The sequence below is a fragment of the Nonomuraea sp. NPDC049758 genome (assembly GCF_040674635.1).
Taxonomy (GTDB): domain Bacteria; phylum Actinomycetota; class Actinomycetes; order Streptosporangiales; family Streptosporangiaceae; genus Nonomuraea.
The window spans coordinates 320430-344245 of sequence record NZ_JBFAMZ010000003.1; the positions used below are offsets into that span (position 1 = coordinate 320430).

20 protein-coding genes and 1 other RNA gene are annotated in these 23816 nt (G+C 72.3%); 13 read left to right on the top strand and 8 right to left on the bottom strand.

All coding sequences use genetic code 11. The features are described 5' to 3' along the window. Positions 1-79: 79 nt before the first annotated feature. Positions 80-2275 (top strand): SulP family inorganic anion transporter, encoded by a 2196-nt coding sequence (locus AB0J46_RS09560; RefSeq protein ID WP_364328722.1) that lies wholly within the window; start codon positions 80-82, stop codon positions 2273-2275. Between the two features lie 33 nt (positions 2276-2308). Continuing rightward, positions 2309-3325 (top strand): NAD-dependent epimerase/dehydratase family protein, encoded by a 1017-nt coding sequence (locus AB0J46_RS09565; protein ID WP_364328725.1) that lies wholly within the window; start codon positions 2309-2311, stop codon positions 3323-3325. Positions 3326-3958: 633 nt separating this feature from the next. On the opposite strand, the gene rnpB is transcribed toward AB0J46_RS09565, so the two are convergent. The 4 genes from rnpB to AB0J46_RS09585 all read right to left on the bottom strand — a co-directional run bounded on the left by rnpB (position 3959) and on the right by AB0J46_RS09585 (position 7396). Beyond that, an RNA gene (rnpB, locus tag AB0J46_RS09570) (RNase P RNA component class A) lies at positions 3959-4349 on the bottom strand. Between the two features lie 265 nt (positions 4350-4614). Further along, entirely contained in the window at positions 4615-5856 is a 1242-nt protein-coding gene (locus AB0J46_RS09575; RefSeq protein WP_364328728.1) for a bifunctional RNase H/acid phosphatase, read from the bottom strand. Beyond that, positions 5853-6593, bottom strand: a complete 741-nt coding sequence (locus AB0J46_RS09580) for a C4-type zinc ribbon domain-containing protein (protein ID WP_364328731.1) — start codon at positions 6591-6593, stop codon at positions 5853-5855. Before AB0J46_RS09580 ends, AB0J46_RS09575 begins: the two co-directional genes overlap by 4 nt. Positions 6594-6595: 2 nt before the next feature. Beyond that, positions 6596-7396 carry a Nif3-like dinuclear metal center hexameric protein gene (locus AB0J46_RS09585; protein WP_358284571.1) on the bottom strand — a complete coding sequence of 267 codons (801 nt, stop codon included), beginning with the start codon at positions 7394-7396 and terminating at the stop codon, positions 6596-6598. Between the two features lie 117 nt (positions 7397-7513). Here AB0J46_RS09585 and AB0J46_RS09590 point away from each other — a divergent pair, with 117 nt between their 5' ends. The 7 genes from AB0J46_RS09590 (at position 7514) to AB0J46_RS09620 (ending at position 15355) form a co-directional block, all read left to right on the top strand. Next, positions 7514-8980: an NAD(P)/FAD-dependent oxidoreductase gene (locus AB0J46_RS09590; protein WP_364328735.1), complete on the top strand. Its 1467-nt coding sequence runs from the start codon at positions 7514-7516 to the stop codon at positions 8978-8980. 72 nt (positions 8981-9052) lie between these two features. Beyond that, entirely contained in the window at positions 9053-10081 is a 1029-nt protein-coding gene (locus AB0J46_RS09595) for a membrane dipeptidase (protein WP_364328738.1), read from the top strand. Beyond that, positions 10078-11139: a M20 family metallopeptidase gene (locus AB0J46_RS09600; protein ID WP_364328741.1), complete on the top strand. Its 1062-nt coding sequence runs from the start codon at positions 10078-10080 to the stop codon at positions 11137-11139. The genes AB0J46_RS09595 and AB0J46_RS09600 overlap by 4 nt, the downstream gene beginning before the upstream one ends. Before the next feature lie 250 nt (positions 11140-11389). Next, positions 11390-11803 carry an SSI family serine proteinase inhibitor gene (locus AB0J46_RS09605; RefSeq protein ID WP_364328744.1) on the top strand — a complete coding sequence of 138 codons (414 nt, stop codon included), beginning with the start codon at positions 11390-11392 and terminating at the stop codon, positions 11801-11803. A gap of 76 nt (positions 11804-11879) precedes the next feature. Next, positions 11880-12668 carry a GNAT family N-acetyltransferase gene (locus AB0J46_RS09610; RefSeq protein ID WP_364328747.1) on the top strand — a complete coding sequence of 263 codons (789 nt, stop codon included), beginning with the start codon at positions 11880-11882 and terminating at the stop codon, positions 12666-12668. A 61-nt stretch (positions 12669-12729) separates the two neighbouring features. Beyond that, positions 12730-14166, top strand: coding sequence for an Nramp family divalent metal transporter (locus AB0J46_RS09615; RefSeq protein WP_364328750.1), 1437 nt, complete (start codon positions 12730-12732; stop codon positions 14164-14166). A gap of 67 nt (positions 14167-14233) precedes the next feature. Further along, a complete protein-coding gene (locus tag AB0J46_RS09620; protein WP_364328753.1) occupies positions 14234-15355 on the top strand; it encodes a C45 family peptidase in 1122 nt (373 codons plus the stop codon). Here AB0J46_RS09620 and AB0J46_RS09625 read toward each other — a convergent pair. Genes AB0J46_RS09625 through AB0J46_RS09635 form a run of 3 tightly spaced genes read right to left on the bottom strand, consistent with a single transcriptional unit; the run spans position 15316 to position 19019 of the window. Beyond that, positions 15316-16824 carry an AMP-binding protein gene (locus AB0J46_RS09625; RefSeq protein ID WP_364328756.1) on the bottom strand — a complete coding sequence of 503 codons (1509 nt, stop codon included), beginning with the start codon at positions 16822-16824 and terminating at the stop codon, positions 15316-15318. The genes AB0J46_RS09620 and AB0J46_RS09625 overlap by 40 nt on opposite strands. Beyond that, the gene (locus AB0J46_RS09630) at positions 16825-17856 is read right to left on the bottom strand and encodes an acyl-CoA dehydrogenase family protein (protein ID WP_364328759.1); all 1032 of its coding nucleotides are present in this window, start codon (positions 17854-17856) and stop codon (positions 16825-16827) included. Further along, on the bottom strand, positions 17853-19019 hold the full coding sequence (locus AB0J46_RS09635; protein WP_364328762.1) for an acyl-CoA dehydrogenase family protein: 1167 nt from the start codon (positions 19017-19019) through the stop codon (positions 17853-17855). Before AB0J46_RS09635 ends, AB0J46_RS09630 begins: the two co-directional genes overlap by 4 nt. A gap of 163 nt (positions 19020-19182) precedes the next feature. Here AB0J46_RS09635 and AB0J46_RS09640 point away from each other — a divergent pair, with 163 nt between their 5' ends. The 4 genes from AB0J46_RS09640 (at position 19183) to AB0J46_RS09655 (ending at position 22984) form a co-directional block, all read left to right on the top strand. Beyond that, entirely contained in the window at positions 19183-20532 is a 1350-nt protein-coding gene (locus tag AB0J46_RS09640) for a HAMP domain-containing sensor histidine kinase (protein ID WP_364328765.1), read from the top strand. Positions 20533-20543: 11 nt separating this feature from the next. Continuing rightward, positions 20544-21143 carry a TetR family transcriptional regulator C-terminal domain-containing protein gene (locus AB0J46_RS09645; RefSeq protein ID WP_364328768.1) on the top strand — a complete coding sequence of 200 codons (600 nt, stop codon included), beginning with the start codon at positions 20544-20546 and terminating at the stop codon, positions 21141-21143. 69 nt (positions 21144-21212) lie between these two features. Further along, positions 21213-22190 carry a diiron oxygenase gene (locus AB0J46_RS09650; RefSeq protein ID WP_364328771.1) on the top strand — a complete coding sequence of 326 codons (978 nt, stop codon included), beginning with the start codon at positions 21213-21215 and terminating at the stop codon, positions 22188-22190. Continuing rightward, a complete protein-coding gene (locus AB0J46_RS09655; RefSeq protein ID WP_364328774.1) occupies positions 22187-22984 on the top strand; it encodes an SDR family oxidoreductase in 798 nt (265 codons plus the stop codon). Before AB0J46_RS09650 ends, AB0J46_RS09655 begins: the two co-directional genes overlap by 4 nt. Positions 22985-23003: 19 nt before the next feature. Here AB0J46_RS09655 and AB0J46_RS09660 read toward each other — a convergent pair whose 3' ends face one another. Continuing rightward, positions 23004-23765 (bottom strand): class I SAM-dependent methyltransferase, encoded by a 762-nt coding sequence (locus AB0J46_RS09660; protein WP_364328777.1) that lies wholly within the window; start codon positions 23763-23765, stop codon positions 23004-23006. Between the last annotated feature and the right edge of the window lie 51 nt (positions 23766-23816).

Sequence of the window (23816 nt, forward strand, 5' to 3'; positions counted from 1 at the left end):
CTCCGGCCCCTTACCGAATGAGTAAAACCCCCGCGACGACCCCCTAAAGCGGGGGTGGCGCACCACTAGGGTTTCCGACATGATCGGCGATACCCTCAGTAGCTGGTTGCGTACGCTACGGCATGATCTACCCGCTTCGCTCGTGGTCTTCCTCGTCGCAGTCCCGTTCTCCCTGGGCATCGCGGCGGCCTCGGGCGCCCCCCCGGCGGCCGGGCTCATCGCCGCCGTCGTGGGCGGGGTCGTGGCCGGGTCGCTGGGCGGGTCGGCCGTCCAGGTGAGCGGGCCCGCGGCAGGGGTGTCCGTGGTGGTCGTGGAGCTGGTGCGGATGCACGGCTGGCGGGCCACGTGCATGATCACGCTGCTGGCGGGGGTCGTCCAGCTCGTGCTCGGCGTGGTCAAGGCCGCGCGGGTCGTCCCGGCCGTCTCCCCCGCGGTCCTGCGCGGCCTGCTGGCCGCGGTCGGCGTGATCCTCGCGCTCTCCCAGCTCCACGTGGTCCTCGGCGGGCAGCCCCAGCTGTCGGCCCTGGCCAACCTCGCCGAACTGCCCGGCCAGATCGCCGGCCTGCACGGGCACAAGGTCGCGCTGGGCCTGTTCACGATCGTGGTGCTGGCGTCGTGGACGCGGCTGCCGGCCCGCGTCAGGGTGGTGCCCGCGCCGCTGGTCGCGCTGCCCGCCACGGCGGCCGTCGCCTGGCTGGCCGGCTGGGACGTCACCCACATCGACCTGGCGGGCAGCTTCTCCGGGTGGGGATTCCCCGTGCTGCCGTCCGCCGACTGGCACACGATCGTGGGCGCGGTGCTGCTCGTCGCGCTGCTGGGCAGCGTCGAGTCGCTGCTGTGCGCGTCCGCCGCCGACGGGACGCACCCCGGCCGCCGCGCCGACCTCGACCAGGAGCTGACCGGCCAGGGCGTGGCCAACATGGTGTCGGGGGCGCTGGGCGGGCTGCCGATCGCCGGCGGCGTCGTCCGTACGGAGGCGAACGTGCGGGCGGGCGGGCGCACCCGGTCGGCGGCGATCCTGCACGGGGTGTGGGTGCTGGGCTTCGCGGTGGGTTTCGGCTGGTCGGTGCGGCTGATCCCGCTGGAGGCGCTGGCGGCGCTGCTGGTGTTCACCGGCGTGCGGATGGTGGGGCTGGCGCGCGTCAGGAAGGGCCGCGGGCACGGCGAGGTGCCGGTCTACGCGGTGACGGCGGCGACCGTGATCGTGCTGGGCCTGGCCGAGGGGGTGCTGGCGGGGGCGGCGCTGGCCGCGCTGCTGGCGCTGCGCCGGCTGACCTGGGTGAGCGTGCGCAGGCGCGAGGAGCCGGACGGCCGGCTGCACGTGACGATCAGCGGCTCGCTGACGTTCCTCGGCGTGCCCAGGCTGACGCACGAGCTGCGGTCGATCCCCTCGGGCACGCCGGTCGACCTCGACCTCACCATCGACTTCATGGACAACGCGGCCTTCGAGGCCATCCACTCCTGGCGGCTGGACCACGAGCAGGCGGGCGGCACGGTCGACCTCGACGAGCCGCACGACGAGTGGTACACGCTGGCGGCCGGCGGGGCCCGCGCGTACCCCGGCAGGTCGCCGGACCGGCGATGGGTGCCATGGGCGCAGCGGCGGACCCGCCCGCAGCGCCGCGCCATCCCCGACGACGGCGGCTCGACCCCGGTGACCTGCACCGAGGGGGCGCGCGACTTCCACCGCACCACTGCGCCGCTGGTCCGGCCGATCTTCACCGAGCTCGCGCACAAGCGGCAGCCGACCCACCTGTTCATCACGTGCGCCGACTCCCGGATCGTGCCCAGCCTGATCACGGCGAGCGGTCCCGGCGACCTGTTCACCGTGCGCAACATCGGCAACCTGGTGCCGCGCCGCGGCTCCGAGCCGCACGACGACTCGGTGGTGGCCGCGATCGAGTACGCCACGCAGGTGCTCGGCGTGCGCACGATCACCGTGTGCGGGCATTCGGGATGCGGGGCCATGGCCGGGGTGCTCAGCGCCGGGGTGCAGGCCGGCAGCCTGCCGGGGCTGCGGCGGTGGCTGCGGCACGGGAACCACAGCCTGGCCAGGTTCATCGAGACCGAGGGCGACCGGCTGCACAAGGGGGCCCTCGACGTGTTGTGCCGGGTGAACGTCCAGCAGCAGCTGGAGAACCTGCGCACCTACCGGAAGGTCGACGAGCAGGTCAGGGCGGGCAAGCTGGAGCTGGTGGGCCTGTACTTCGACATCGGGTCGGCGCGCGTGCACCTGGTGCCGCCGCTGCGGTCTTCGCTCTCCGTGAAGTTGTGAGCCCGCGCCCCGCCGGGCGCCGAAGATGGGTTCATGAAGATTTTGCTCATCGGCGGCACGGGGTTCCTGGGGCGCGCCATCGCGGAAGAGGCGTTGGCGCGTGGCCATGAGGTCACGACGTTCAACAGAGGGCAGAGCGGCGGCGACGTGCCGGGCGTGGAGACCGTGCGCGGCGACCGGGAGTCCGTCGCCGACCTGGAGCGGCTGGCCGACGGCCGGTCGTGGGACTTCGTGGTGGACACGTCCGGGTATGTGCCGCGGGTGGTGGGCGAGTCGGTGCGGGCGCTGTCGGGCCGGGCGGCGACGTACGCGTTCATCTCCAGCGTCTCGGCCCTCGACGGGTTCCCCGCCAAGGCCGCGACCGAGGAGACCGGCGGATGGCCGTGCGAGCCCGACGCCGGTCCCGACGACGGCGACTACGGCGTGCTGAAGGCCGGGTGCGAGCGGGCGGTCGAGCAGGGTTTCGACGGCAACGCGCTGATCATCCAGCCTGGGCTGATCCTCGGCCCCTACGAGAACGTGGCCCGGCTGCCCTGGTGGCTGACCCGCATCTCGCGCGGCGGCCGGGTGCTGGCGCCCGGCGATCCCGCCGAGCCGATGCAGCTCGTCGACGCCCGCGACGTCGCCATCTTCACCCTCGACCAGGCCGAGCGGGGCGTCGCCGGCCGTTTCGCAGTGACCGGCCCGGCGGGCAACACCACCTACGGCGAGTGGCTGGAGCTGTGCAAGCAGGTCACCGGGTCCGACGCGGAGTTCGTCTGGATGGACGCGGAGTTCCTGGTCGCGCAGGGGGCCGGGGCGTTCGTGGAGCTGCCGCTGTGGGGCGGGCCGCGATCGGAGGAGAACGACAACTTCTGGAGCGTGCCGACGGGCAAGGCCGAGGCGGCGGGGCTGCGGGCGCGTCCGGTCGCGGAGACCGTGCGTGACACGTGGGCGTGGCTGCGGGAGATCCCGGAGGAGCAGCGTTCCTACGGGCGAAGGATGGTCCACGGGATGGCCCCGGAGAAGGAGGCCGCCATCCTCGCCGCCTGGGACGCCCGCTCCGCCTGACCCCGAAAGCGCCGCCAGGGCCTCGGTGGAGACGCCGTCGGGGCCCGGCTGAGGCGTCGTCAGGGTGCCGAGGCTGTCAGGCGTCCCCGGAGGCGGTTGGGCTTCAACCCTCGCCGCCGGGCGCCTGACGCGTCGTCGAAACCTTGTGAGCTGGGAAGACGCATACAGCTCAACTCGATGGGCAGGTGACTGCTGGTGTACGTGAACTCACGGGGGAGGGTTCGACATGACGTACCAGAGCAGGCCCGTCACGGGCTGGGTGGGCTGGGTATGGTTCGCCGGCATGCTCATGATCATGGCCGGCGTGTTCAACATCATCACCGGTCTCTACGCGGTGATCAACAGCGGGCTGTTCGTCCGCACACCATCCCGCCTGCTGTTCTTCAACGTCGGCACCTGGGGCTGGATCCACCTGTTGTTCGGGATCGTCCTGCTCCTGACCGGTATCGCGGTGACCGTGGGTCAGACCTGGGCCCGCGTCGTGGCGGTGGTCCTCGTCATGATCAACGCGATGACGCAGCTGACCTGGATCGCGGTCAACCCGTGGTGGTCGCTCGCGGTCATCGCGGTGGACGTACTCGTGCTGTACGCCCTGATCGTGCACGGCCGCGAGGCCCAGGAACTGGGAGGTGAGAGACGAGCCGGCCTGTAGGCCGGGTTCTGTCCTTCGCGAACGAAGGGGCGACCATCCATCTAGGGCCGCCGTTGCCGGCGGCCTCAAGCGGTCTACCCGCGCGGCTCGGGCGGGCAGCCCTCGAACGTCGCGCGCGGAACGCTCCGGAGAGCGTCCCTTCTTGACCTTGCTCCGGGTGGGGTTTACCTAGCCGCCCACGTCACCGTGGGCGCTGGTGGTCTCTTACACCACCCTTTCACCCTCACCTCCCACCGAGGTGGGAGGCGGTCTGCTTTCTGTGGCACTGTCCCGCGGGTCACCCCGGGTCGGCGTTACCGACCACCCTGCCCTGTGGAGCCCGGACCTTCCTCGGCGGGCCCGAAGGCCCGACGCGGCCGCCCGGCCGACTCGTCTTCAGGGAGGTTATCAAACCTCAAGCCGTTCCCAACCGAGTCGCAAGATCGATTGGGTGGGATGGGCATGTCACCGCCTGAGGGGGGCGGAGGCAGCAGCGGCCGCGCCGGGATGTTCTGGCGGCTCCCGGCGCGGCCGCGCTCAACGCCCGCAGGCTGCTCGAAGCACGAAATCGCCGCCGGGCTCAACGCCGGCGGGGCGGTCGCGGCACGGCTTCGCCACCGCCGCGCTCAACGCGAACGGGTCGCGTCACCGGCCGTCTTCAACGGAGGTGGGCGGTGTCGTTGAAGGACTTCACCACGGCAGGGCCGTCGGCGTAGTACTCGATCAGTGACAGGCAGGCCAGGTCGAGGTGCATCCGGTAGAGCGCGCCCAGAGGCGCCGTGAGGGCGTCGCGCAGCAACATCTTGATCGGGGTCACGTGGGAGACGACGAGGACGGTCTTGCCCTCGTAGCGCTCCACCAGCCGCTCCCCCGCCGCCTGGACGCGGCGGGCCGCCGTGGCGAAGCTCTCGCCGCCGGGCGGCGCGGCGTCGGGGCCGGCCAGCCAAGCGGCCAGCTCGGCGGGCCACTCGCGCTGCACCTCGGTGAACGTGTGCCCCTCCCAGGCGCCGAAGTCGGCTTCCCTGAGGTCTTCGTCGATCTCGACGTCGAGCCCGGTGCGCTGGGCCACGGCCTCGGCCGTCTGCCTGGCCCGCTTGAGCGGCGAGGAGACGATGACGTCCGGCCGGTACGGCTCCCGCGACAACCGGTCGGCGGCCGCCGCCGCCTGGGCCAGCCCGTTGGCGGTGAGCTCGGCGTCGCCGAGACCGGAGAACCTGCGTTCGACCGACAGTGGCGTCTCGCCGTGCCTGAGCAGCAGCAGCGAGGTGGCCACGCGGGTGGGCGGGGCCCAGCCGGTGCCCTTGGAACGCTGCTGGGCGGCGGCCACGGACGCCGTGGGGGCCGACAGCTCGGCGATGGCGCCCGCGTCGAGGAGGTCGGTCTGCTCGACGACCGGCGCCGGTGTGCGGGCCGCGGGCACGGCGGCAGCCGGGACGGCCCCCGGCGCGCCGGTGTCGTGGGTGCCGCCCGCCTTCCAGGTCAGGCCCTTGGCGGCGGCGTCCATGGCCTCGTTGGCCAGCCGGTCGGCGTGTTTGTTGTGCTCGCGCGGGATCCAGGTCCACTCGACCACCCGCAGCCGCCTGGCCAGCGCGCCGGCCTCAAGGGCGAGCGGACGCAGCCCCTCGTTCTTGATCTTCCAGCGGCCGGCCATCTGCTCGATGACCAGCTTGGAGTCCATCCGCACGGCCACCTCGGCGCCCTCGCCGCCCACCCCCAGCACGGCGGTCAGCCCGGCGATCAGCCCCCGGTACTCGGCCACGTTGTTGGTCGCGACGCCGATCGCCTCGGCGGCCTCGGCCAGCACCTGGCCGTCGGCGGCGTCCCGGACGACCGCGCCGTAGCCGGCGGGACCCGGGTTGCCGCGCGAGCCGCCGTCGGCCTCGATGACGTAGGACGTCACAGGCCGGACTCCGGGGTGCGGACCAGGATCCGCCGGCACTCCTCGCAGCGCAGCACCTCGTCGTGGGGGGCGGCCTTGATGCTGTTCATCTCGGCGATGGACAGGGCCACCTTGCAGCCCTGGCAACGCCCGCCGTGCAGCATTGCGGCGCCCACGACGTACTGCTCCTTGAGCTTGTCGTAGAGCTTGAGCAGGTCGGCGGGGATCTCGCCGGCGACGGCGGCGCGGCGGCCCCGGACCTCGCCCGCCTCCTTGTCGATCTCGGTCAGCGCGGCGTCACGGCGGTCTTCGGCGGCGGCGCGGGTGGCGGCCACCTCGTCGCGCTGGGCGACCAGGTCGGTGACCTTGCTGTCGGCCGCCTCCCTGCGCTCCATGATCTCCAGCACGACCTCCTCCAGGTCGCCCTGGCGCTTCTGCAGCGAGGCGATCTCGGACTGCAGGCTCGCCAGGTCGCGGGGCGAGGTCACGGCGCCGGAGTCGAGGCGCTTCTGGTCGCGGTCGGCGCGGGTGCGCACGGCGTCGACGTCGTTCTCCGCCTTGGTCTGCTCGCGCGCGAGGTCGCCGGCCTCGGTCTCGGCCTCGATGACCTGGGTGACGAGCCGGGCCAGGCGCTTGGACTGCTCGTCGATCTCGGCCAGCTCGGGCAGGGTGCGCCGGCGGTGCGCCAGCCGGTCGATCACGGAGTCGAGCTCTGCCAGGTCGAGCAGTCGCTTCTGGGCCTCAGGGGCTGCTTTCATGATCAATATCCTCTTGTCCAAGCATCGGTGACCGTGGCGGAGACGCGCGTTTCAACGGTAACGCCACTGGAGCGCAGGATGGACGCCGCGCTGTCGAGCCAGGGCCACTCGGTGGCCCAGTGGGCGGCGTCGATCAGGGCGGGGCCACCGGACTCGACGAACTCACCGGCCGGGTGGTGCCGTAGGTCGGCCGTGAGGAACACGTCGACGTCCGCGGACCTGGCCGCGCCGAGCAGCGAGTCGCCCGCGCCGCCGCTGACCGCGACGCGCGAGACCGGCCGGGCCAGGTCGCCCGCCACGCGCAGGCCGCCGGCGGTGCGCGGCAGCCCCTTGGCGGCCTGCGCGGCGAACTCCCCCAGCGTCGTGGGCTCGGGCAGCTCGCCGATGCGGCCCAGGCCGCGCCAGGGGTCGTCGGGGAAGGGCTGGAGCGGTACGAGGTCGCCGGTCAGGCCGACGGCCCTGGCCAGGGCGTCGGAGACGCCTGGGTTGGCGGTGTCGGCGTTGGTGTGGGCGGTGTAGAGGGCGACCTCGTGCTTGATCAGGCGGTGGATCAGGCGGCCCTTGGGCGTGGTGGCGGCCACGCTGGTGGTGCCGCGCAGGTAGAGCGGATGGTGGGTGACGATCAGGTCGGCGCCCCAGTCGAGGGCCTCCTCGCCCACGACCGCAACCGGATCGACGGCGAACAGCACTTTGTGCACCCGCTGGGCGGGGTCGCCGCAGACCAGCCCCACCGCGTCCCACGACTCGGCCCGGGCGGGCGGGTAGGCCGCCTCGAGCACCTCGATCACCTCAGTCAGCGTCACAGCAGCCACCTGCGCAGACTACCGGCCCGCGGAAGGGTCGCGCGGGGCGTGGCGGAGGGTGTCGCCAGAACGCGGTTCGGCGTACTGTAAGTGGATCCTGACTTCGCGGAGGACGGCATGGCACCCAGCGTCGCGATCATCGGAGCGGGCTTCGGCGGCCTGTGCATGGCGATCCGGCTGCGGCGCGCCGGGATCGGCTCCTTCACGGTCTTCGAGAAGGCCGCCGACCTCGGCGGCACGTGGCGGGACAACAGCTATCCGGGCGCGGGCTGCGACATCCCCTCGCACCTGTACTCGTACTCGTTCGAGAAGTACGCGAGCTGGACCCGCCGCTACCCAGCCCAACCCGAAATCCTCGCCTATCTAGAGCATTGCGCCGATAAATACGACGTCAGGCGAAAAATCCGCTTCGGTGCGGAAGTACGGCGAGCGGTCTTCGACGGCCGCCGCTGGCAGGTCACCAGCACCCACGACGGCGGCGAGCGCACCGAGGCGTTCGACGTGGTCGTCATGAGCGTGGGCCAGCTCAACCGCCCGCACCTGCCCGAGATCCCCGGCATGTCCGACTTCGAGGGCGTCTCCTTCCACTCGGCCCGCTGGAACCACGACCACGACCTCACCGGCCGCCGCGTCGCCGTGATCGGCAGCGGCTCGTCGGCGGCCCAGCTCATTCCGGCCGTCGCCGAGCGGGCCGCGCACCTCGACGTCTTCCAGCGCACGCCCAACTGGGTGATCCCCAAGCCCGACGCCACCTTCGGCCCGCTCGCCCGGCTGGCCTTCCACTACGTCCCGGGCCTCCAGCGGGCCTACCGCGAGTGGATCTATCGGTACGCCGAGGCCACGCTCTACCCGGCCCTGGCCGAGGGCTGGAGCTCCGGCCTGCTGAAGAAGCGTGCCCTGGCCCACCTGCGCGCCCAGGTCCCCGACCCCGTCCTGCGGGCGAAGCTGACGCCCGGCTATCCGCCCGGCTGCAAGCGCGTCGTCATCGACAGCGCCTTCTACCCGGCGCTGACCAGGCCGGACGTCGACGTCGTCACCGATCCGATCGTCCGGATCGGGCCGAAGGGCGTGGAGACCGCCGAGGGGCTGCGCGAGGCCGACACGATCGTGTACGCCACCGGCTTCCTGAGCACCGAGTTCCTGGCCCCGATGGAGGTCACCGGGCTCGGCGGGCGGTCGCTGGCCGAGCAGTGGCGCGACGGCGCGCACGCCTATCTCGGCATCTCGGTGCCCGGCTTCCCCAGCATGTTCCTGCTCTACGGCCCGAACACGAACCTCGGGCACAACTCGATCATCTACATGATCGAGTGCCAGGTGCGGCACGTCATGGCGTGCCTGGCGCGGGTGGCCGAGCAGGGGCCGATCGAGGTGCGTCCCGAGGCGATGGCCGCCTGGACCAGGCAGCTCGACGCGGCGATGGACCGCATGGTGTGGGGCGAGGGGTGCCGGAGCTGGTACAAGACGGCCGAGGGACGGGTCACCAACAACTGGCCCGGCCCGACGACGCTCTACCGGCGGCTCACCGCCCGGCCGCCGCGCGGGGCGTACCGGAGGGTCGAGGAGGTCCCGTCTTCGGTGCGGTGAACAAGATATGGGCAAAAAATCGGACTTGAGGCGCATTGGAGCAGGTCGGGGGCGCGCGGTAACGTCCTTCGCATGACGCTTCCCCTGCACCGGCGTGCCGTCGTGGCCGACACCCACAATGATCTCCTCATGGCGGTCGCCGCCCGGCCGCCCCAGCAGTGGGCCTCCTTCTTCCGCCGGCGGTGGCTGCCGCAGCTCGTCGAGGGCGGGGTCGACCTGCAGATCCTGCCGGTCTTCATCGACGACCAGTACCGGCCCGAGGGCGCGCTGCGGCAGACGCTGCGCATGATCGAGTGCGCCCACGTGATCGCGGAGGGCAACCCCGACACCGTACGGCTCTGCCTCGACGGCTCGGCGATCGACACGGCGCTGGCGGAGGGCAAGATCGCTCTGGTGCTCGCGCTGGAGAGCATGCCGGGGCTCGACGAGAGCGTCGAGCTGATCTCGACCGTCCACCGGCTGGGCGTGCGAGTGGCCTCGATCGCGCACTTCGGGCGTACCCCGCTGGCCGACGGCAGCGCCGAGGACGCCACCGGCAGCGGCCTGACCAGCCGCGGCGTGGCCGCCCTGAGCGAGATGGAGCGGCTGGGCATGGTGTTCGACGTCTCGCACCTCGGCGCGTCCGGCGTGGCCCACGTGCTGGAGCTGGCGACCAAGCCGGTCATGGCCACCCACTCCGCGGCCCGCGCGCTGCGCGACCACCACCGCAACCTCACCGACGACCAGCTCCGCGCGGTCGCCGCCACGGGCGGCGTGGTCTGCGTGAACTTCTTCGCCCCCTTCCTGGCCGAGCGTAAGGAGGACATGACGCTCGACCGCCTGCTCGACCACATCGAGCACGTCGCGCAGGTGGCCGGGATCGACCACGTCGGCCTCGGCCCCGACTTCATCCGCGAGGTCATGGACGACCTGACGCCCCCGTGCTGCGAGGACCTGGAGCCCGACGACCTCGACTCCAAGGCGTCGATCCCCGGCCTGGAGGGGCCCGTCGGGCTGCCCATGGTGACCGAGGGGCTGCTCGCCCGCGGCCTGCCGGAGAAGGACGTCGCCAAGATCATCGGAGGGAACGTCCACCGGTTCCTCGGAGAGCGGCTGGCATGATCGACGATCTGGAGGAGCTGGTCCTGTGCGAGTCGTTCTCGCGTGACCTCGCGGCCGTGGCCCGCAGCGCCGAGGTCGTGGCCGCGATGGGGGCCCGCTACCTAGGGGCCCGGCCGGAGTTCCTGGTGATCGACGGCGTCACCCATCTGCGCTGGTCGTTCGGCACGCCCAGGGTGCTGCTGCTCGGCCACCACGACACCGTCTGGCCGATCGGCACGCTGGCGACCCACCCCTGGTCGGTCGTCGACGGCGTGGCGCGCGGGCCGGGCGTGTTCGACATGAAGGCCGGGCTGGTGCAGACGTTCCACGCGCTCGCCGGGCTCGGCTCCCTCGACGGCGTCACGCTGTTGATCACGGGTGACGAGGAGCTGGGCTCGATCACGTCCGCGCCGCTGATCGCGGACACCGCGCGGGGGCTGGCCGCCGCGTTCGTCATGGAGGCCAGCGCGGACGGCGGCGCGCTGAAGACGTCCCGCAAGGGCACGTCGATGTACACGCTGCGGGTGCGCGGCAAGGCGGCCCACGCCGGGCTGGAGCCGGAGAAGGGCGCGAACGCGGGCGTCGAGCTGGCGCACCAGATCCTGGCCATCGCCGCCCTCGGAGCCGGTGACACGACGGTCACCCCGACCGTGCTGCGCGGCGGGACGACGCTCAACACCGTCCCGGCCGAGGCGACGGTGGGGGTCGACGTGCGGGCGAGCACGGTGGCCGAGCAGCTGCGGGTGGACGCCGCGATGCGGGCGCTGGCCCCCGTGGTGCCCGGCACGCGGCTGGAGGTCGAAGGGGGCCCCAACCGGCCGCCGCTCGAAGCCGCGATGTCGGCCTCGCTCTACGCTCTGGCCCAGGACCTGGCCGCAGGGCTGGACGTGGGCCCGCTGACCGCCGCGGCGGTGGGCGGCGCCTCCGACGGGAACTTCACCGCGGGGGCCGGCTGCCCGACGCTCGACGGGCTGGGCGCGGTGGGCGGCGGCGCGCACGCCGACCACGAGCACGTGGTGGTGGCCGAGATGCCACGCCGCACAGCCCTCCTCCGCGCCCTGATCGAGGCCGTGCGCTGACCGAGGCCGCACTTTGATCGAGGCCGCGCGCTGACCGAGGCCGCGCGCCGGAGCGAGGCCGCACGCCGGAGCGACCCGGGCCCGGCGTCGCGGCCTCGAGCAGGGCGGCCGGGCCGGGTCGGCGGGAGCGGCGTGATCGGCGGGGACAGCATTCTGTCACTCCTTCACCAGTGGTATCGATATGGTGACTGCCTGTAGTCATTTGACGTGCGCCGCCGCTCTCGGGGCGCACGTTGACCAGGGAGGTTCCATGAAATCCGTGCTGACCGCCGCTCGCAGGACGGCCGCCCTAGCCCTGTGCGCGTCCGCCGCGCTCGTCGTCCCGTTCGGGGCGAGCCCGGCCGGTGCCGCCACCGACGACGAGCCGGGCGTGCTGCTGTACATCACCGTCACGCCCAGCAACGGCGGCGGCGCGTACGCGATGCGGCTCACCTGCGACCCCGACGGCGGCACCCACCCGCGCCCGCGCACGGCCTGCGCCGAGCTGCACGAGGTCGACGGCGTGGTCAAGGACCTCAACGTCGATCCGGGCGCGTGCCCGCGCAACTACTCCCCCGTCTCCGTGCGCGTCAGGGGCCACTGGTACGGCCGCACGACGTCCTACGACAGGAAGTTCGAGAACGACTGCGTCATGGAACGCACGCTCGGGCCGCTGGTGAAGTGATTCCCGGCAGTCCCTGACATGCCCGTCCGCGGACCGCGGGCGGGCATGTCGCCGTCCGGCGGGCATAGTGGGGGGCATGACGAGCCGGGAGGAGGCCGCCGAGGCGGCGGCCAAGAGTGGTGTGACCATCCGCGAGTTGCACGAGATGGGCGAGTTCGCGCAGGTCTTCCGGCTCTTCGACGAGATCTGGCGGCCCGATCCGGGCAACGCGCCGATCAGCGTCGAGTTGATGGCCGGGTTCGCGCACACCGGCAACTACGTGGCCGGCGCGTACGAGGACGACGTGCTGGTGGGCGCGTCGGTGGGCTTCCGGGCGGCGGAGGGCGCGCTGCACTCCCACGTGACGGGCGCCTCGATCGGCCGGGGCATCGGCTACGCGCTCAAGCTGCACCAGCGGGCGTGGTGCCTGGATCGGGGCCTGAACCGCGTCACCTGGACCTTCGATCCGCTCGTCCGCCGCAACGCCCGGTTCAACCTGGTCAAGCTGGGCGCCCGCCCGCAGGAGTACCTGCGCGACTTCTACGGCGTCATGGCCGACGCGATCAACGAGGGCGACTCCTCCGACCGCCTGCTGGCGGTGTGGCCGCTGGACGAGCGCCCGCTCGGGCCACGGGTGGAACCGGCCGAGGGCCGCGTCCGGGTGCTGGCCGAGGACGGCTCCGGCCCGGTCGTGCGCCCGGCCGACGCGGACGTCGTGCTGGTGGGCACGCCGCACGACGTCGAACGGCTGCGCGTGAGCGACCCGGCGGCGGCCAGGGCCTGGCGCGCGGCGATGCGCGAGGTGCTGGGCGGCCTGATGGAGTCCGGCGGGCGGGTGGACGGGTTCACCGGCCAAGGGGACTACGTGGTGACCCTGACCGGATAGTTCACCGACGTAAGCGATCTGCGTAAGGTGACGGTACGGGAAGCCGACCGAGGAGATCCGCATGACGGACTTCACCCCCACCGTCCCGGCGCGAGTCCTGCCGTCCGTCGCCGTCCGCGACCTGCCCGACCCTCCCCGCTCGACCTGGCGCGTCATCGGCCCGGGGCTGGTCGGGGCGGGGGTGGGGCTGGCGTCGGGCGAGTTCATCCTCTGGCCCTACATCGCCTCCCAGGTGGGGCTGGTGTTCGTCTGGGGCGCGGCGGTCGGCATCGTCACCCAGTGGTTCCTGAACATGGAGATCGAGCGGTACACGCTGGCCACCGGCGAGACCGCGCTGACCGGGTTCAGCCGGATGTGGCGGCATTGGGGGCTGGTCTTCGTCGTGATGACGCTGGCCTCGAACCTGTGGCCGGGGTGGGTGACGACGTCCGCGACCATGGTGACGTACCTGACCGGGGCCGGGGCGGGCGGGGTGCGCTGGATCGCGATCGGCATGCTCGTCCTGATCGCGCTGGGTCTGACGCTGGCGCCGGTGATCTACACCGCCCTCGAAAGGGTGATCTTCGTGAAGATCGCCCTGGTGGCGACGCTGGCGGTGGTCGCGATCCTGTTCGCGGTCAACGCCGACAGCTGGGTCGAGCTGGGCAAGGGGCTCACCGTGGGCGCCCGCTTCCCGGCCGGGGAGCTCGGGATCGCCGTGCTCATGGGCGCCGTCGCCTACGCCGGCGCGGGCGGCGGCCAGAACCTGTGCCAGAGCAACTGGATCCGCGACAAGGGCTTCGGCATGGGTGCGTACGTCCCGCGCCTGGTCAGCCCGGTCACCGGCGAGGAGGAGGCGGCCGCCTCGACCGGCTTCCAGTTCCCGCCGACCGACGACAACCTGGCGCGCTGGCGCCGGTGGTGGCGCTTCGCCAACGCCGAGCAGGGCGCCACGTTCGCGCTGGTGTCGTTCCTGACGATCGGGCTGATGTCGATGCTGGCCTACTCGACCGTCTTCGGCCGGCCGGAGGTGGCGGGCAAGGACAACATCGGCTTCCTGAAGGTCGAGGGCGAGGTGCTGCAGGGCACGGTCGGCACGTGGTTCGGGATCCTGTTCTGGCTGATCGGCGCGCTGGCCCTGTTCGCCTCGGCGATGGGCATCGTCGACTACACCTCGCGGCTGGCCTCGGACACGATCAAGACGGTCTATCTGCGCGACCGTCCCGTGTCGGTGAACCGGGTGTACTTCGTCACCGTCTGGGCGATGACGCTGGTCGGGATCGCGATCCTGCTGCTCGGGCTCGACCAGCCGCTGATCCTGCTGGTGTTCTCGGCGTGCTTCGCGGCGGTGATGATGTTCGTGTACTCGATCCTGCTGATCGTGCTGAACCGGCGGGCGCTGCCGGAGGCGATCAAGGTCAGGTCGTACCGGCTGGGGGCGCTGGTCTGGTCGGTGGCGTTCTTCGGGACGCTGACCGTCCTGGTGGTCGTCCAGCAGGTGCGGAAGCTGACCGGCTGATCGCCTGGCGGCGGGCGGTCAGCGGACGGTAGGAGCCCGGTCAGCGGGCCGCGGCAACATCGGCGGCATGACCAACATGACCTGCGTGGCCGGCGGCAAGGACGACTTCCAGCTCGTCACGCACCTCACCGTCACCGGCAGCCAGTTCGAGATCGGCCGGGTGCTCACCGAGGAGGCCCGCCGGCTCGGCTGGTCGCCCACGACCGCCGACCCGGCGGTGATCAGAGCAAGGATGTCCTGGTTCGAACGGAACTGGCCGCAGCACCACGCCCGCATGGACGGCGCCGCCGCGGCGCTCGGCCTCGACCCCGACCAGGACGAGCTGGCCCTCGACGGCTGGAACTTCGTGCCCGCGGGCGCCGCCTGCTCGGCCCTGTGGTGCCCGCCGTCCGCCTCCGCCGACGGGCACGGCAGGGTGGGCCGCAACTACGACTTCTTCCTGCACACCACCAGCCGGCTCATGGGCGAGCCGGCCCGCCCCGGCGAGCTGCCCATGGCCGCCCGCCCGTACGTGATCAGCACCGTGCCCGACGACGGCCTCGCCTCGACCGTCATCACCATGAACGGCCTCGACGGCTGCATCGACGGGATCAACGAGGCCGGCCTGGCCGTCATGCTGCTGATCGCCGACGCCGAGACCGCCACCCCGCCGCGGCAGGACGCCCCCCAGGTCGGGCTCGGCAGCCTGCAACTGCCCCGGTTCCTCATGGACACCTGCGAGACCGCGGCGCAGGCCAGGCAGGCGCTGCTGGGGGCCAAGCAGTACGACCTCGGCCTGCCCCTGCACTACCTGGTCGCCGACGCCCACGGCCAGGCGTTCGTGTGGGAGCGCGGCACGGACGGCACCGAACACGCCGTCGAGTTCGGCGACGGCCCGCTGTGCGTCACCAACCACCTGCTGCACCGCCATCCCGACCCGATGGCCCTGCCCGCCGACACCCCGGCGAGCCTGGGCACCTACGGCCGGCTGCGCACCCTGTACGAGCGCAGCAAGGGCGCCACCATGTCCGCCGGCGACCTGCGGGACAGCCTGCGCGCGGTGCGGCCGGAGGAAGATGCCGCCGGTCCGTTCCGCACGCTGTGGACCACGGTCTTCGACACCGCCGACCGCACCCTCGCCACCCGCTTCTACCTCGGCGACGGCCGCGACTACAGCGAGGAGCTGGTGTTCCCCGCCTCGGCCAGGTAACCCTCGCGCACCTTCGAGCGCGACAGCTTGCCCGTGGGGGTGCGCGGGAGCCGGTCGCGGTACTCGACGACCTTCGGGTGCTTGAACCGGGCGAGCCGGGGCCCGCAGTGTTCGAGCAGCTCGGCGGTGAGCTCGGGGCCCGGCTCGACGCCCTCGGCGGGCTGGACGAGCGCGACCACGTTGTGGCCCCACTCCTCGTCGGGCACGCCGATGACCGCGACGTCGGCCACCGCGGGGTGCTCCAGCAGCGCGGCCTCGATCTCGGCGGGGTAGATGTTCACCCCGCCGGAGACGATCAGGTCGGTGCGCCGGTCGCACAGGAACAGGAACCCGTCGTCGTCGAGGTAGCCGATGTCGCCGGGGGCGTACCACTCGCCCAGCATGCTGGCGGCGGTCTTGGCCGGGTCCTTGCGGTACTCGAAGGAGCCCATCGAGGACTTGACGTAGATCATGCCGGGCTCGCCCGGCGGCAGCTCCTCGCCCTTCTCGTCGCAGATCTTGGCCTCGAACGTCGGCGCCGGGCGGCCCACCGTGCCGGGCCTGGCCAGCCAGTCGTGCGGCTTGACGGAGAAGGCGATCGTGGACTCGGTGGAGCCGTAGTACTCGTACAGCACCGGGCCCCACCAGTCCATGATCGCCTGCTTGACGGCGACCGGGCAGGCCGCGGCCGTGTGGATGACCTGGCGCAGGCTCGACACGTCGTACTTGGCCCGGACGTCCTCGGGGAGCTGGAGCATGCGGTGGAACATGGTCGGCACCATCATGGCGTTGGTGACGTGGTGGCGCTGGATCAGCTCCAGGATGTCGACCGGGTCGAACCTGGGCGTGATCACCACAGTGTGCCCGAGGTGCAGCGCGAACTGGGTGTGCGCGCAGGGCGCCGAGTGGTACATGGGCGAGGTCACCAGGTGCACGGCGTCGCCCGGCGCGAGGTCGACGACCTCGCCGAGGAACCACGTGTACAGCGGCACGACGGCCTCCGGCTCGGCGTCGGGCAGCGCGCGCTGCACGCCCTTGGGGAAGCCGGTGGTGCCGGAGGTGTACCACATGACCGCCCCGGCCGTACGTCCGTCGGGGGCGTCCGCGGGCTGCCCCTCGGCCAGCCCGGACGTGCCGATCTCGGCGCCCGGCACGGCGTGCGCGGCGTCGGTGACCACGACCTTGGCGTCGCAGTCGGCCAGGATGTAGGACACCTCGGACTCGGTGAGGTGCCAGTTGACCGGCACGTAGTAGAGCCCGATCTGGCCGGTCGCCATGAGCATGACGACGGCGTCGACGCCGTTGGGCAGCACGCCCGCGACCACGTCGCCCTTGCCCAGCCCGCGGGCCCGCAGGCCGTGGGAGACCTGGTTGACCCGGGCGAGCAGCTCGCCGTACGTGGTCCGCGTGCCGTCGGTGTCGATCACGGCCAGGCGGCCGGGGTCGGCGGCGGCGATGGCGTAGAAGCCGGGAAGGCCGCTGATGTCCATCTACAGCTCCAGGAGTTCCGCGAGACGGGCCCGGTGGATGCGGGGCGGCCCGAGCAGCACCTCGTCGGACTTGGCCCGCTTGTAGAACAGATGCGCGTCGTGCTCCCAGGTGAAACCTATGCCGCCGTGCAGGAGCAGGTGGTCGCGGGCGACCTCGAAGCAGGCGCGGCCCACGTACGCCTGGGCCAGGGCGGCGGCGCCGGGCAGCTCGGCGGGCGACTCGTCGGCGGCCCAGGCGGCGTACCTGACGATCGACTCGGCCTGTTCGAGCTTGCCGTGCATGTCGGCGAGCTTGTGCTTGACGCCCTGATAGGAGCCGATGTAGCGGCCGAAGGCGACGCGGATCTTGGCGTAGGCGACGATGGCGTCCAGCGAGGCGCGCAGCACGCCGAGCTGCTCGGCGGCGAGCGCGACGCACAGCCGGTCGCCGATGCCGCTGCCGGCGGGCGGGCGGCCGAGCACGCGGGCGGGGGCGTGCTCCAGGGTCACCCGCGCCTGGCCGCGCGTGAGGTCGAGCGTCTCCAGCGGGGTCCGCGTGACGCCGGGGCCGGCCAGGTCGACGGCCACCAGCAGCACGCCGCCGTCGCCGGGCGCGGGCGTGAGCAGCACGTCCGCCTCCATGCCGGACAGCACCCGGGGCAGGGCGCCGGTGACGGCCGTGCCGTCGAAGGCGAGGTCGCTCTCGGGCTGGACGAGCGTGGCGGCGACGCGGCGCTCGGCGATGCCGCCCAGCAGCTCCTTGTCGGGCACCTGGGTGAGCGCCAGCGCGGCGAACTGGGTGGCGAGGAAGGGGCCGGGCAGCAGCGCGGCGCCGGTCTCCTCCAGGGCCACCGCGAGGTCGGCGAGCCCGGCCCCGGCGCCGCCGTGCTCCTCGGGGACGACCAGGCCGGACAGGCCGAGCTCGCCGTTGAGCCGGGCGTACACCTGGGGGTCGTAGCCCTCGCGGGCCTTGCGCAGCGGCGAGGCGGCGCGCAGGAAGTCGCGCACGGCCTCGCGGAGCTGCTGCTGTTCCTGGCTGAGTACGAGCTTCACCCCTGCGTCCCCACCTTCAGGTCCTTGAACGGCACGGTCTTGTCCACCCGCGGCTCCGGCGGCAGGCCGAGCACCCGGTCGCCGACGATGTTGCGCATGATCTCGTTGGTGCCGCCGCCCAGCGCCATGCCGGGGGCCAGCGAGATCGACCGGGACAGCGGGTGGTCGCCGACCACGGACTCGGGGCCGACGAGCTGGGTGGCGAGGTCGGCCTGGAACAGGGTCAGCTCGGCCAGCAGCAGCTTGGCGGCGCTGCCGCGGGCGCCGGGGAAGATGCCCGCCCTGGTCTCCTGGGCCAGCCGCTGGTTGAACAGGGCCAGGGCGCGGCTGCGGATGTGCAGCTCGACGAGCTGGTCGCGGACCAGCGGGTCGCCGGTGTCGAGCGTCTCGCGCAGCGCCTCGAAGGTGGCCGGGTTGTCCTTCTGGCCGCCCATGCCGACGCCCGCCGAGATCGACAGCCGCTCGTGCAGCAGGGTGGTGACGGCCACGCTCCAGCCGTCGTTCACCTCGCCGATCCGGTGCTCGTCGGGGATCGTCACGTTGTCGAAGAAGATCTCGTTGAAGTTGGCCCGGCCGGACATGTCCTTGAGCGGCCGGACCGTCACGCCGGGGTGGTGCATGTCCACCACGAACATGGTCAGGCCGCGGTGCTTGGGCACCTCGACGTCGGTGCGGGCCAGCAGCAGGCCCCAGTCGGCGTGGTGGGCGACCGAGGTCCAGACCTTCTGGCCGTTGACGACCCAGGTGTCGCCGTCGCGTACGGCGCGGGTCTGGAGGCTGGCCACGTCGCTGCCGGCGCCCGGCTCGGAGAACAGCTGGCACCAGACCTCCTCGCCGCGCAGCAGCGGCCGGACGAACCGCTCGCGCTGCGCGTCGGTGCCCCGGTCCACCAGCGTCGGCCCGGTCATGCCGAGCCCGATGGAGAAGACGTACGTGGGGAGGGTGTAGTCACGCGCCTCGGCGGCGAAGGCGCGCTCCTCGGCCTGCGTCAGCCCCTGGCCGCCCCACTCCCGCGGCCAGGTGATGCCGGAGTAGCCGGCGTCGTACAGCCTGGCCATGAACTCCTTGGCGCGGGCCAGGGCGTCGGCCCCTGACTGATCGTCGGCCGGGACGTTGTCGCGCAGCCACTCCGCGGCGGCACGCCGATACTCTGCAAGGTCCACATCGACTCCTTGGCATCAGTGTTCACTTACTCTAGTCAGGTCGCGGCGGCACGCATAGAGCAATGCTCTGGAGGGCCTTTCGGCCGCATTTGTCGCCGAAACTCCGCTAATTAGGACCCCTAACGCCTCCTGTGATCATCTGGTCGCCGGAGGGTGCGTGCGCATGTTCAGACGCTGGTCCGTGCAGCGGCGGCTGACACTGGCCGCCCTGCTGTGCGCGCTGGCGGGTTACGGCGTCACCGCGCTCCTCGTCACGCCGCTCGTGCACACGCTGGCCACCGGCTTCCTCACCGAGCAGACCGCCGGCGCCGCCCGCCGCATCGCCTTCGTCGTCGAGCGGGACGCGCCCGGCCGCCTGCGGCCCGTGGCCGTCACCGAGGGCACCGACCTCATCCAGGTCGTCGACGCCGACGGCCGGATCCGGCAGGCCAGCCCGCGTCTGACGGGGCAGCCGCCGCTCAGCACCGCCACCGCCACCGGCACCGACGCCCGCCTCGACACCACGTCCTGCACGGACCGGTTGCGCGGCGTCCACTGCCTGATCACCGTCGGCTTCCGGGCGCACGTCGGCGGCAGGCCCTGGATGATCTACGCCTACACCCCCGAACTCCCCTGGTACATCAGCCCCTGGTACCCGCCGGTCACCGGGCTCGGCGTGCTGCTGCTGGCGGCCGTCACGGCCTGCGTGGCCTGGCTGACCGCGCGCAAGGCGCTGACCCCAGTCTCGGCGATCAAGGACGAACTGGCCGAGATCACCGCCACCGACCTCGGCCGCCGGGTGCCCAGGGGACGGCACCGGGACGAGCTCGACGACCTCGCCCGTACCGTGAACGAGACCCTCGACCGGCTCGAACACGCGGTGGAGCAGCAGCGCAGGTTCGCCTCCGACGCCTCCCACGACCTGCGCAGCCCGATCGCGGCGATGCGCACGCAGGTCGAGGAGGCGATGCTCGCCCCAGAGGAGACCGACTGGCCCCGGACCGGCCGGCGCGTGATCGAGGGCCTCGACCGCCTGCAGAACATCGTCGGCGACCTGCTGACCCTGGCCCGGCTGGAGGCGGGCGCGCCCGGCCGGCGCGAGCCGGTGGACCTGGCCAGGCTGGTGCGCGAGGAGCTGCTGCGCCGTCCGGAGCGCAGGCTGGTGGAGACGCGGCTGCGCTCGGGCGTGGTCGTGGCGGGCGACGCGCTGCGGCTGTCCCGCCTGCTGGCGAACCTGCTCGACAACGCCGAGAGGCACGCCGATACCATGATCACTGTGACTGTGGGTGAACAGGAGGGACGCGCGGTGCTGGAGGTGCTCGACGACGGCGCCGGCATCGCCCCCGACCAGCGCGAAGCCGTCTTCCGGCGGTTCACCCGGCTGGCCGACTCCCGCCGCCGCGATGCCGGCGGCACCGGGCTCGGCCTGCCCATCGCCCGCGAGATCGCCGAGAACCACGAGGGCACGCTCACCATCGAGCCCTCCGAACGCGGCGCCCGTTTTGTCCTACAAATACCGTTGATCAGTAGTTAGAGTTACTCGCTGTGACACCCACTTTCAGCCGATTAAGGCGCGAAGACCTCCTCAAGACGGCCTGCGAAGTGATCGCCGAGCAGGGGTTCGGTCACACCCGGACCCTCGACATCGCCCGCGCGGCGGGCGTCAGCCAGGCGTTGCTCTTCTACCATTTCGACACCAAGGACCGGCTGTTCGCGCAGGCGTTCGGCTACGCGGCCAGGCTGCATCTGGACGCGCTGTCCGACATCGAGGAGTCCCCCGCCGGCGCGCTCGAACGGCTGCGCGCCCTGCTGCGGCGCTGCTCGCCGGTGATCCCCTCGGACGAGTGGCGGCTGTGGATCGACGCCTGGGCCGAGGCGATGCGCAGCCCGGAGCTGGCGGAGATCTCCCGCCGGATCGACGCGCGCAGCCGTTCGCTGCTGCGCTCGATCATCGAGGACGGCGTGCGCTCCGGCACGTTCGCCTGCGGCGATCCGGAGGAGGCGGCCTGGCGGATCTTCGCGCTCATCGACGGCCTGGCGGTCCAGACGCACGTGCATCCCCACGTGCTCTCGCGCCGCCGGGCCGCCGTCCTGCTGCGTACGGCGGTCGCCGGAGAACTGGGACTGCCCGTCGAGAACCTGTGACCCGGGTCCCTCTTCCACGCCTATTGGATCCTTCGTACAATTACAAGGGCGAGGAGAGGAGCAGCCGCGATGACATCCGCACCGAGCTCTGCCGCCGCCAGGGAGAACGACGAGAGGATCGCCGATCGCACCGCCTACGAGGCGGTCGTCGAACGCCTGTCGAAGGCGTCGGTCGACAAGCACTGGGAGCCCTACCGCGACATCCCGTGGGACGACCCGGAGTTCCGCGTGGACCAGGCCGACCCGCGCTGGGAGCTGCCCGAGGTCGACAAGCTGGGCGGCCACCCCTGGTACCGCAGCCGCTCCCCCGAGGTCCGCGCCAGGATCGGCCTGTGGCGGGTCGCCACCGCCATGAAGATCGGCCTGCAGTTCGAGAACCTGCTCAAGCGCGGCCTGCTCAACTACGCCTACCGCCTGCCGAACGGCTCCCCCGAGTTCCGGTACGTCTACCACGAGACCATCGAAGAGGGACATCACGGGATGATGTTCCAGGAGTTCGTGAACCGCACCAAGCTCCCGATACGCGGCATGCCGCGGCCGCTGTCCCTGGTCGCCCAGATCGCGCCCTGGATCCCGCTGATCTCCACCGAGCTGTTCTTCGTCTTCGTCCTGGGTGGCGAGGACCCGATCGACCACGTGCAGCGTAAGGTGCTGAAGGACGGCCGGGCCCACCATCCGCTGGAAGAGACGATCATGCGCATCCACATCGCGGAGGAGGCCAGGCACATCTCCTTCGCCCGCCACTACCTCCGCGACCGGGTGCCGCGCATGCCCCGCCACCGGCGGATGTTGCTGAGCGTGATCTCGCCGGTCGTGCTCGGCGTGATGGCCCGCATCATGCTCGCGCCGCCCGGCCCGCTGATCAGGCACTTCCGCGTCCCGCCGCAGGTCGTGGCCGAGATCTACCGCGACAACCCGGCCGCCCGGCGGGAGATCCGCGACTCGGTCGGCCGGACGCGCGAGCTGTGCGCCGAGATCGGGCTCGTCAACGCCGTCAGCAGGAAGGTCTGGCAGGCCATGGGGATATGGGCGGAGCCGGGCCGGTGAAGGTCGCGGTGGTGACCGGGGGCGCCTCCGGGATCGGCCTCGCGGTGGCGCGGGAGCTGCGGCGCAGGGGCGTGACGGTGGTGATCGCCGACGTCGACGAGCAGGCGGGCAAGCAGGCCGCCGCCGACTCCGGGCTGGAGTTCGCCCGGCTCGACGTCACCGACGCCGAGGCCGTGGCCGCGCTGGTCACCCGGGTGAAGGCCGCACGCGGGCGGCTCGACTTCCTGTTCAACAACGCCGGCATCGCGGTCGGCGGCCGCACCCGCGAGCTGACGCTCGACCACTGGAACCGGACGATCGACGTGAACCTGCGCGGCGTCGTCCACGGCGTGCACGCGGCCTATCCGATCATGGTGGACCAGGGCTTCGGGCACATCGTCAACACCGCCTCGCTGGCCGGGCTGGTGCCCGCGCCGCTGATGCTGCCGTACACGACGAGCAAGCACGCCGTGGTCGGGCTCTCGCTGGCGCTGCGGGCCGAGGCGGCCGCGTACGGGGTGCGGGTGAGCGTGGTCTGCCCGGGGTTCGTCGACACGCCGCTGCTCGACCACGCCAACCCGGGGCTGCCGCAGAACGAGATCGCCGCCCATGCCAGGAGCGCGGCGGTGCGGGCGCAGGGGCGGCTCTATCCCGTCGACGCGCTGGCCGGGGACATCCTGCGCGGGGTGGCCAGGAACAAGGCGCTGATCGTGGCGCCGGCCTCGGGGCGGATCGCCTGGCGCGCCGCCCGGCTGTGGCCGTCGGCGGCGGTGTGGGTGGCCGGCCTCGCGGTCCGGCGGCTCACCCGGCGCTGAGGCCCGTCCGCCGGGCCGGTCAGGCCGGACGCCGGGCGATGAGGACCTCGGTGGTCGTCGTCAGCTCCCAGCGGCCCGACGGCTCGGCGGCCAGCAGGGCGGCCCTGGCCGCCTCGACGAACGCGGGCAGGCGGTCGCCGAGCCTGGCCGGGGCCGTGTAGGAGTAGGAGAGCTGCAGGCCGAGCACGGCGTCGAGGTCGTAGGCGAGGCGGTGCTCGTACCGGCTCGACTCCAGGTCGGCGAAGGGCGAGGCGGCGAGCACGTCGTGGTGGTGCTCGCCGGTCTGCTGGAAGGAGCCGGCGGCCGTCCAGGTGTTCGCCCCGAACTCCTCGCGCACCCGGCGCATGACCGGCTCCCACGGCTCCTCGGCGGGGTCGCGGGTGGGGCCGACGAGGGCGACGACGCCGCCGGGCGGCAGCAGCGCGTCGAGGTCGGCCAGCACCGCGCGGCGGTCCATCCAGTGGAACGACCTGCCCATCACGACGTGACCGAACGGCGGCAGCTCCCGCAGCGTCGTCGAGTCGCCGCGCAACCAGCGGACGCCGGGCACGCCCGCCGCCAGCCGCCGCCCCTCGGCCAGCATCTCCTCGTCGGGGTCCACGGCCAGCACCTCGCGCACCCGCCCGGCCAGCGGGATCGCGATCGTCCCCGGGCCGCAGCCGAGGTCGAGCACGACGCCGTCCGCGCCGAACGCGCGAGCCAGCCGGTCGATGGCCGGATCGCCGTGTCCGGGCCGGTACTTGGCGTAGTAGGGCGCCGCGCCGCCGAAGAGGTCCGTCATGGGTGGGACCATATACGGGTTCGAGACTCGTTCGATGGAAGGTTTTGATCG

Bases quoted from the DNA above. Each gene is read 5' to 3' on its own strand.
- AB0J46_RS09560 (WP_364328722.1), top strand. From the start codon at position 80: ATGATCGGCGATACCCTCAGTAGCTGGTTGCGTACGCTACGGCATGAT.
- AB0J46_RS09565 (WP_364328725.1), top strand. From the start codon at position 2,309: ATGAAGATTTTGCTCATCGGCGGCACGGGGTTCCTGGGGCGCGCCATC.
- AB0J46_RS09580 (WP_364328731.1), bottom strand. From the start codon at position 6,593: ATGAAAGCAGCCCCTGAGGCCCAGAAGCGACTGCTCGACCTGGCAGAG.
- AB0J46_RS09590 (WP_364328735.1), top strand. From the start codon at position 7,514: ATGGCACCCAGCGTCGCGATCATCGGAGCGGGCTTCGGCGGCCTGTGC.
- AB0J46_RS09595 (WP_364328738.1), top strand. From the start codon at position 9,053: ATGACGCTTCCCCTGCACCGGCGTGCCGTCGTGGCCGACACCCACAAT.
- AB0J46_RS09600 (WP_364328741.1), top strand. From the start codon at position 10,078: ATGATCGACGATCTGGAGGAGCTGGTCCTGTGCGAGTCGTTCTCGCGT.
- AB0J46_RS09605 (WP_364328744.1), top strand. From the start codon at position 11,390: ATGAAATCCGTGCTGACCGCCGCTCGCAGGACGGCCGCCCTAGCCCTG.
- AB0J46_RS09610 (WP_364328747.1), top strand. From the start codon at position 11,880: ATGACGAGCCGGGAGGAGGCCGCCGAGGCGGCGGCCAAGAGTGGTGTG.
- AB0J46_RS09615 (WP_364328750.1), top strand. From the start codon at position 12,730: ATGACGGACTTCACCCCCACCGTCCCGGCGCGAGTCCTGCCGTCCGTC.
- AB0J46_RS09620 (WP_364328753.1), top strand. From the start codon at position 14,234: ATGACCAACATGACCTGCGTGGCCGGCGGCAAGGACGACTTCCAGCTC.
- AB0J46_RS09625 (WP_364328756.1), bottom strand. From the start codon at position 16,824: ATGGACATCAGCGGCCTTCCCGGCTTCTACGCCATCGCCGCCGCCGAC.
- AB0J46_RS09640 (WP_364328765.1), top strand. From the start codon at position 19,183: ATGTTCAGACGCTGGTCCGTGCAGCGGCGGCTGACACTGGCCGCCCTG.
- AB0J46_RS09650 (WP_364328771.1), top strand. From the start codon at position 21,213: ATGACATCCGCACCGAGCTCTGCCGCCGCCAGGGAGAACGACGAGAGG.
- AB0J46_RS09660 (WP_364328777.1), bottom strand. From the start codon at position 23,765: ATGACGGACCTCTTCGGCGGCGCGGCGCCCTACTACGCCAAGTACCGG.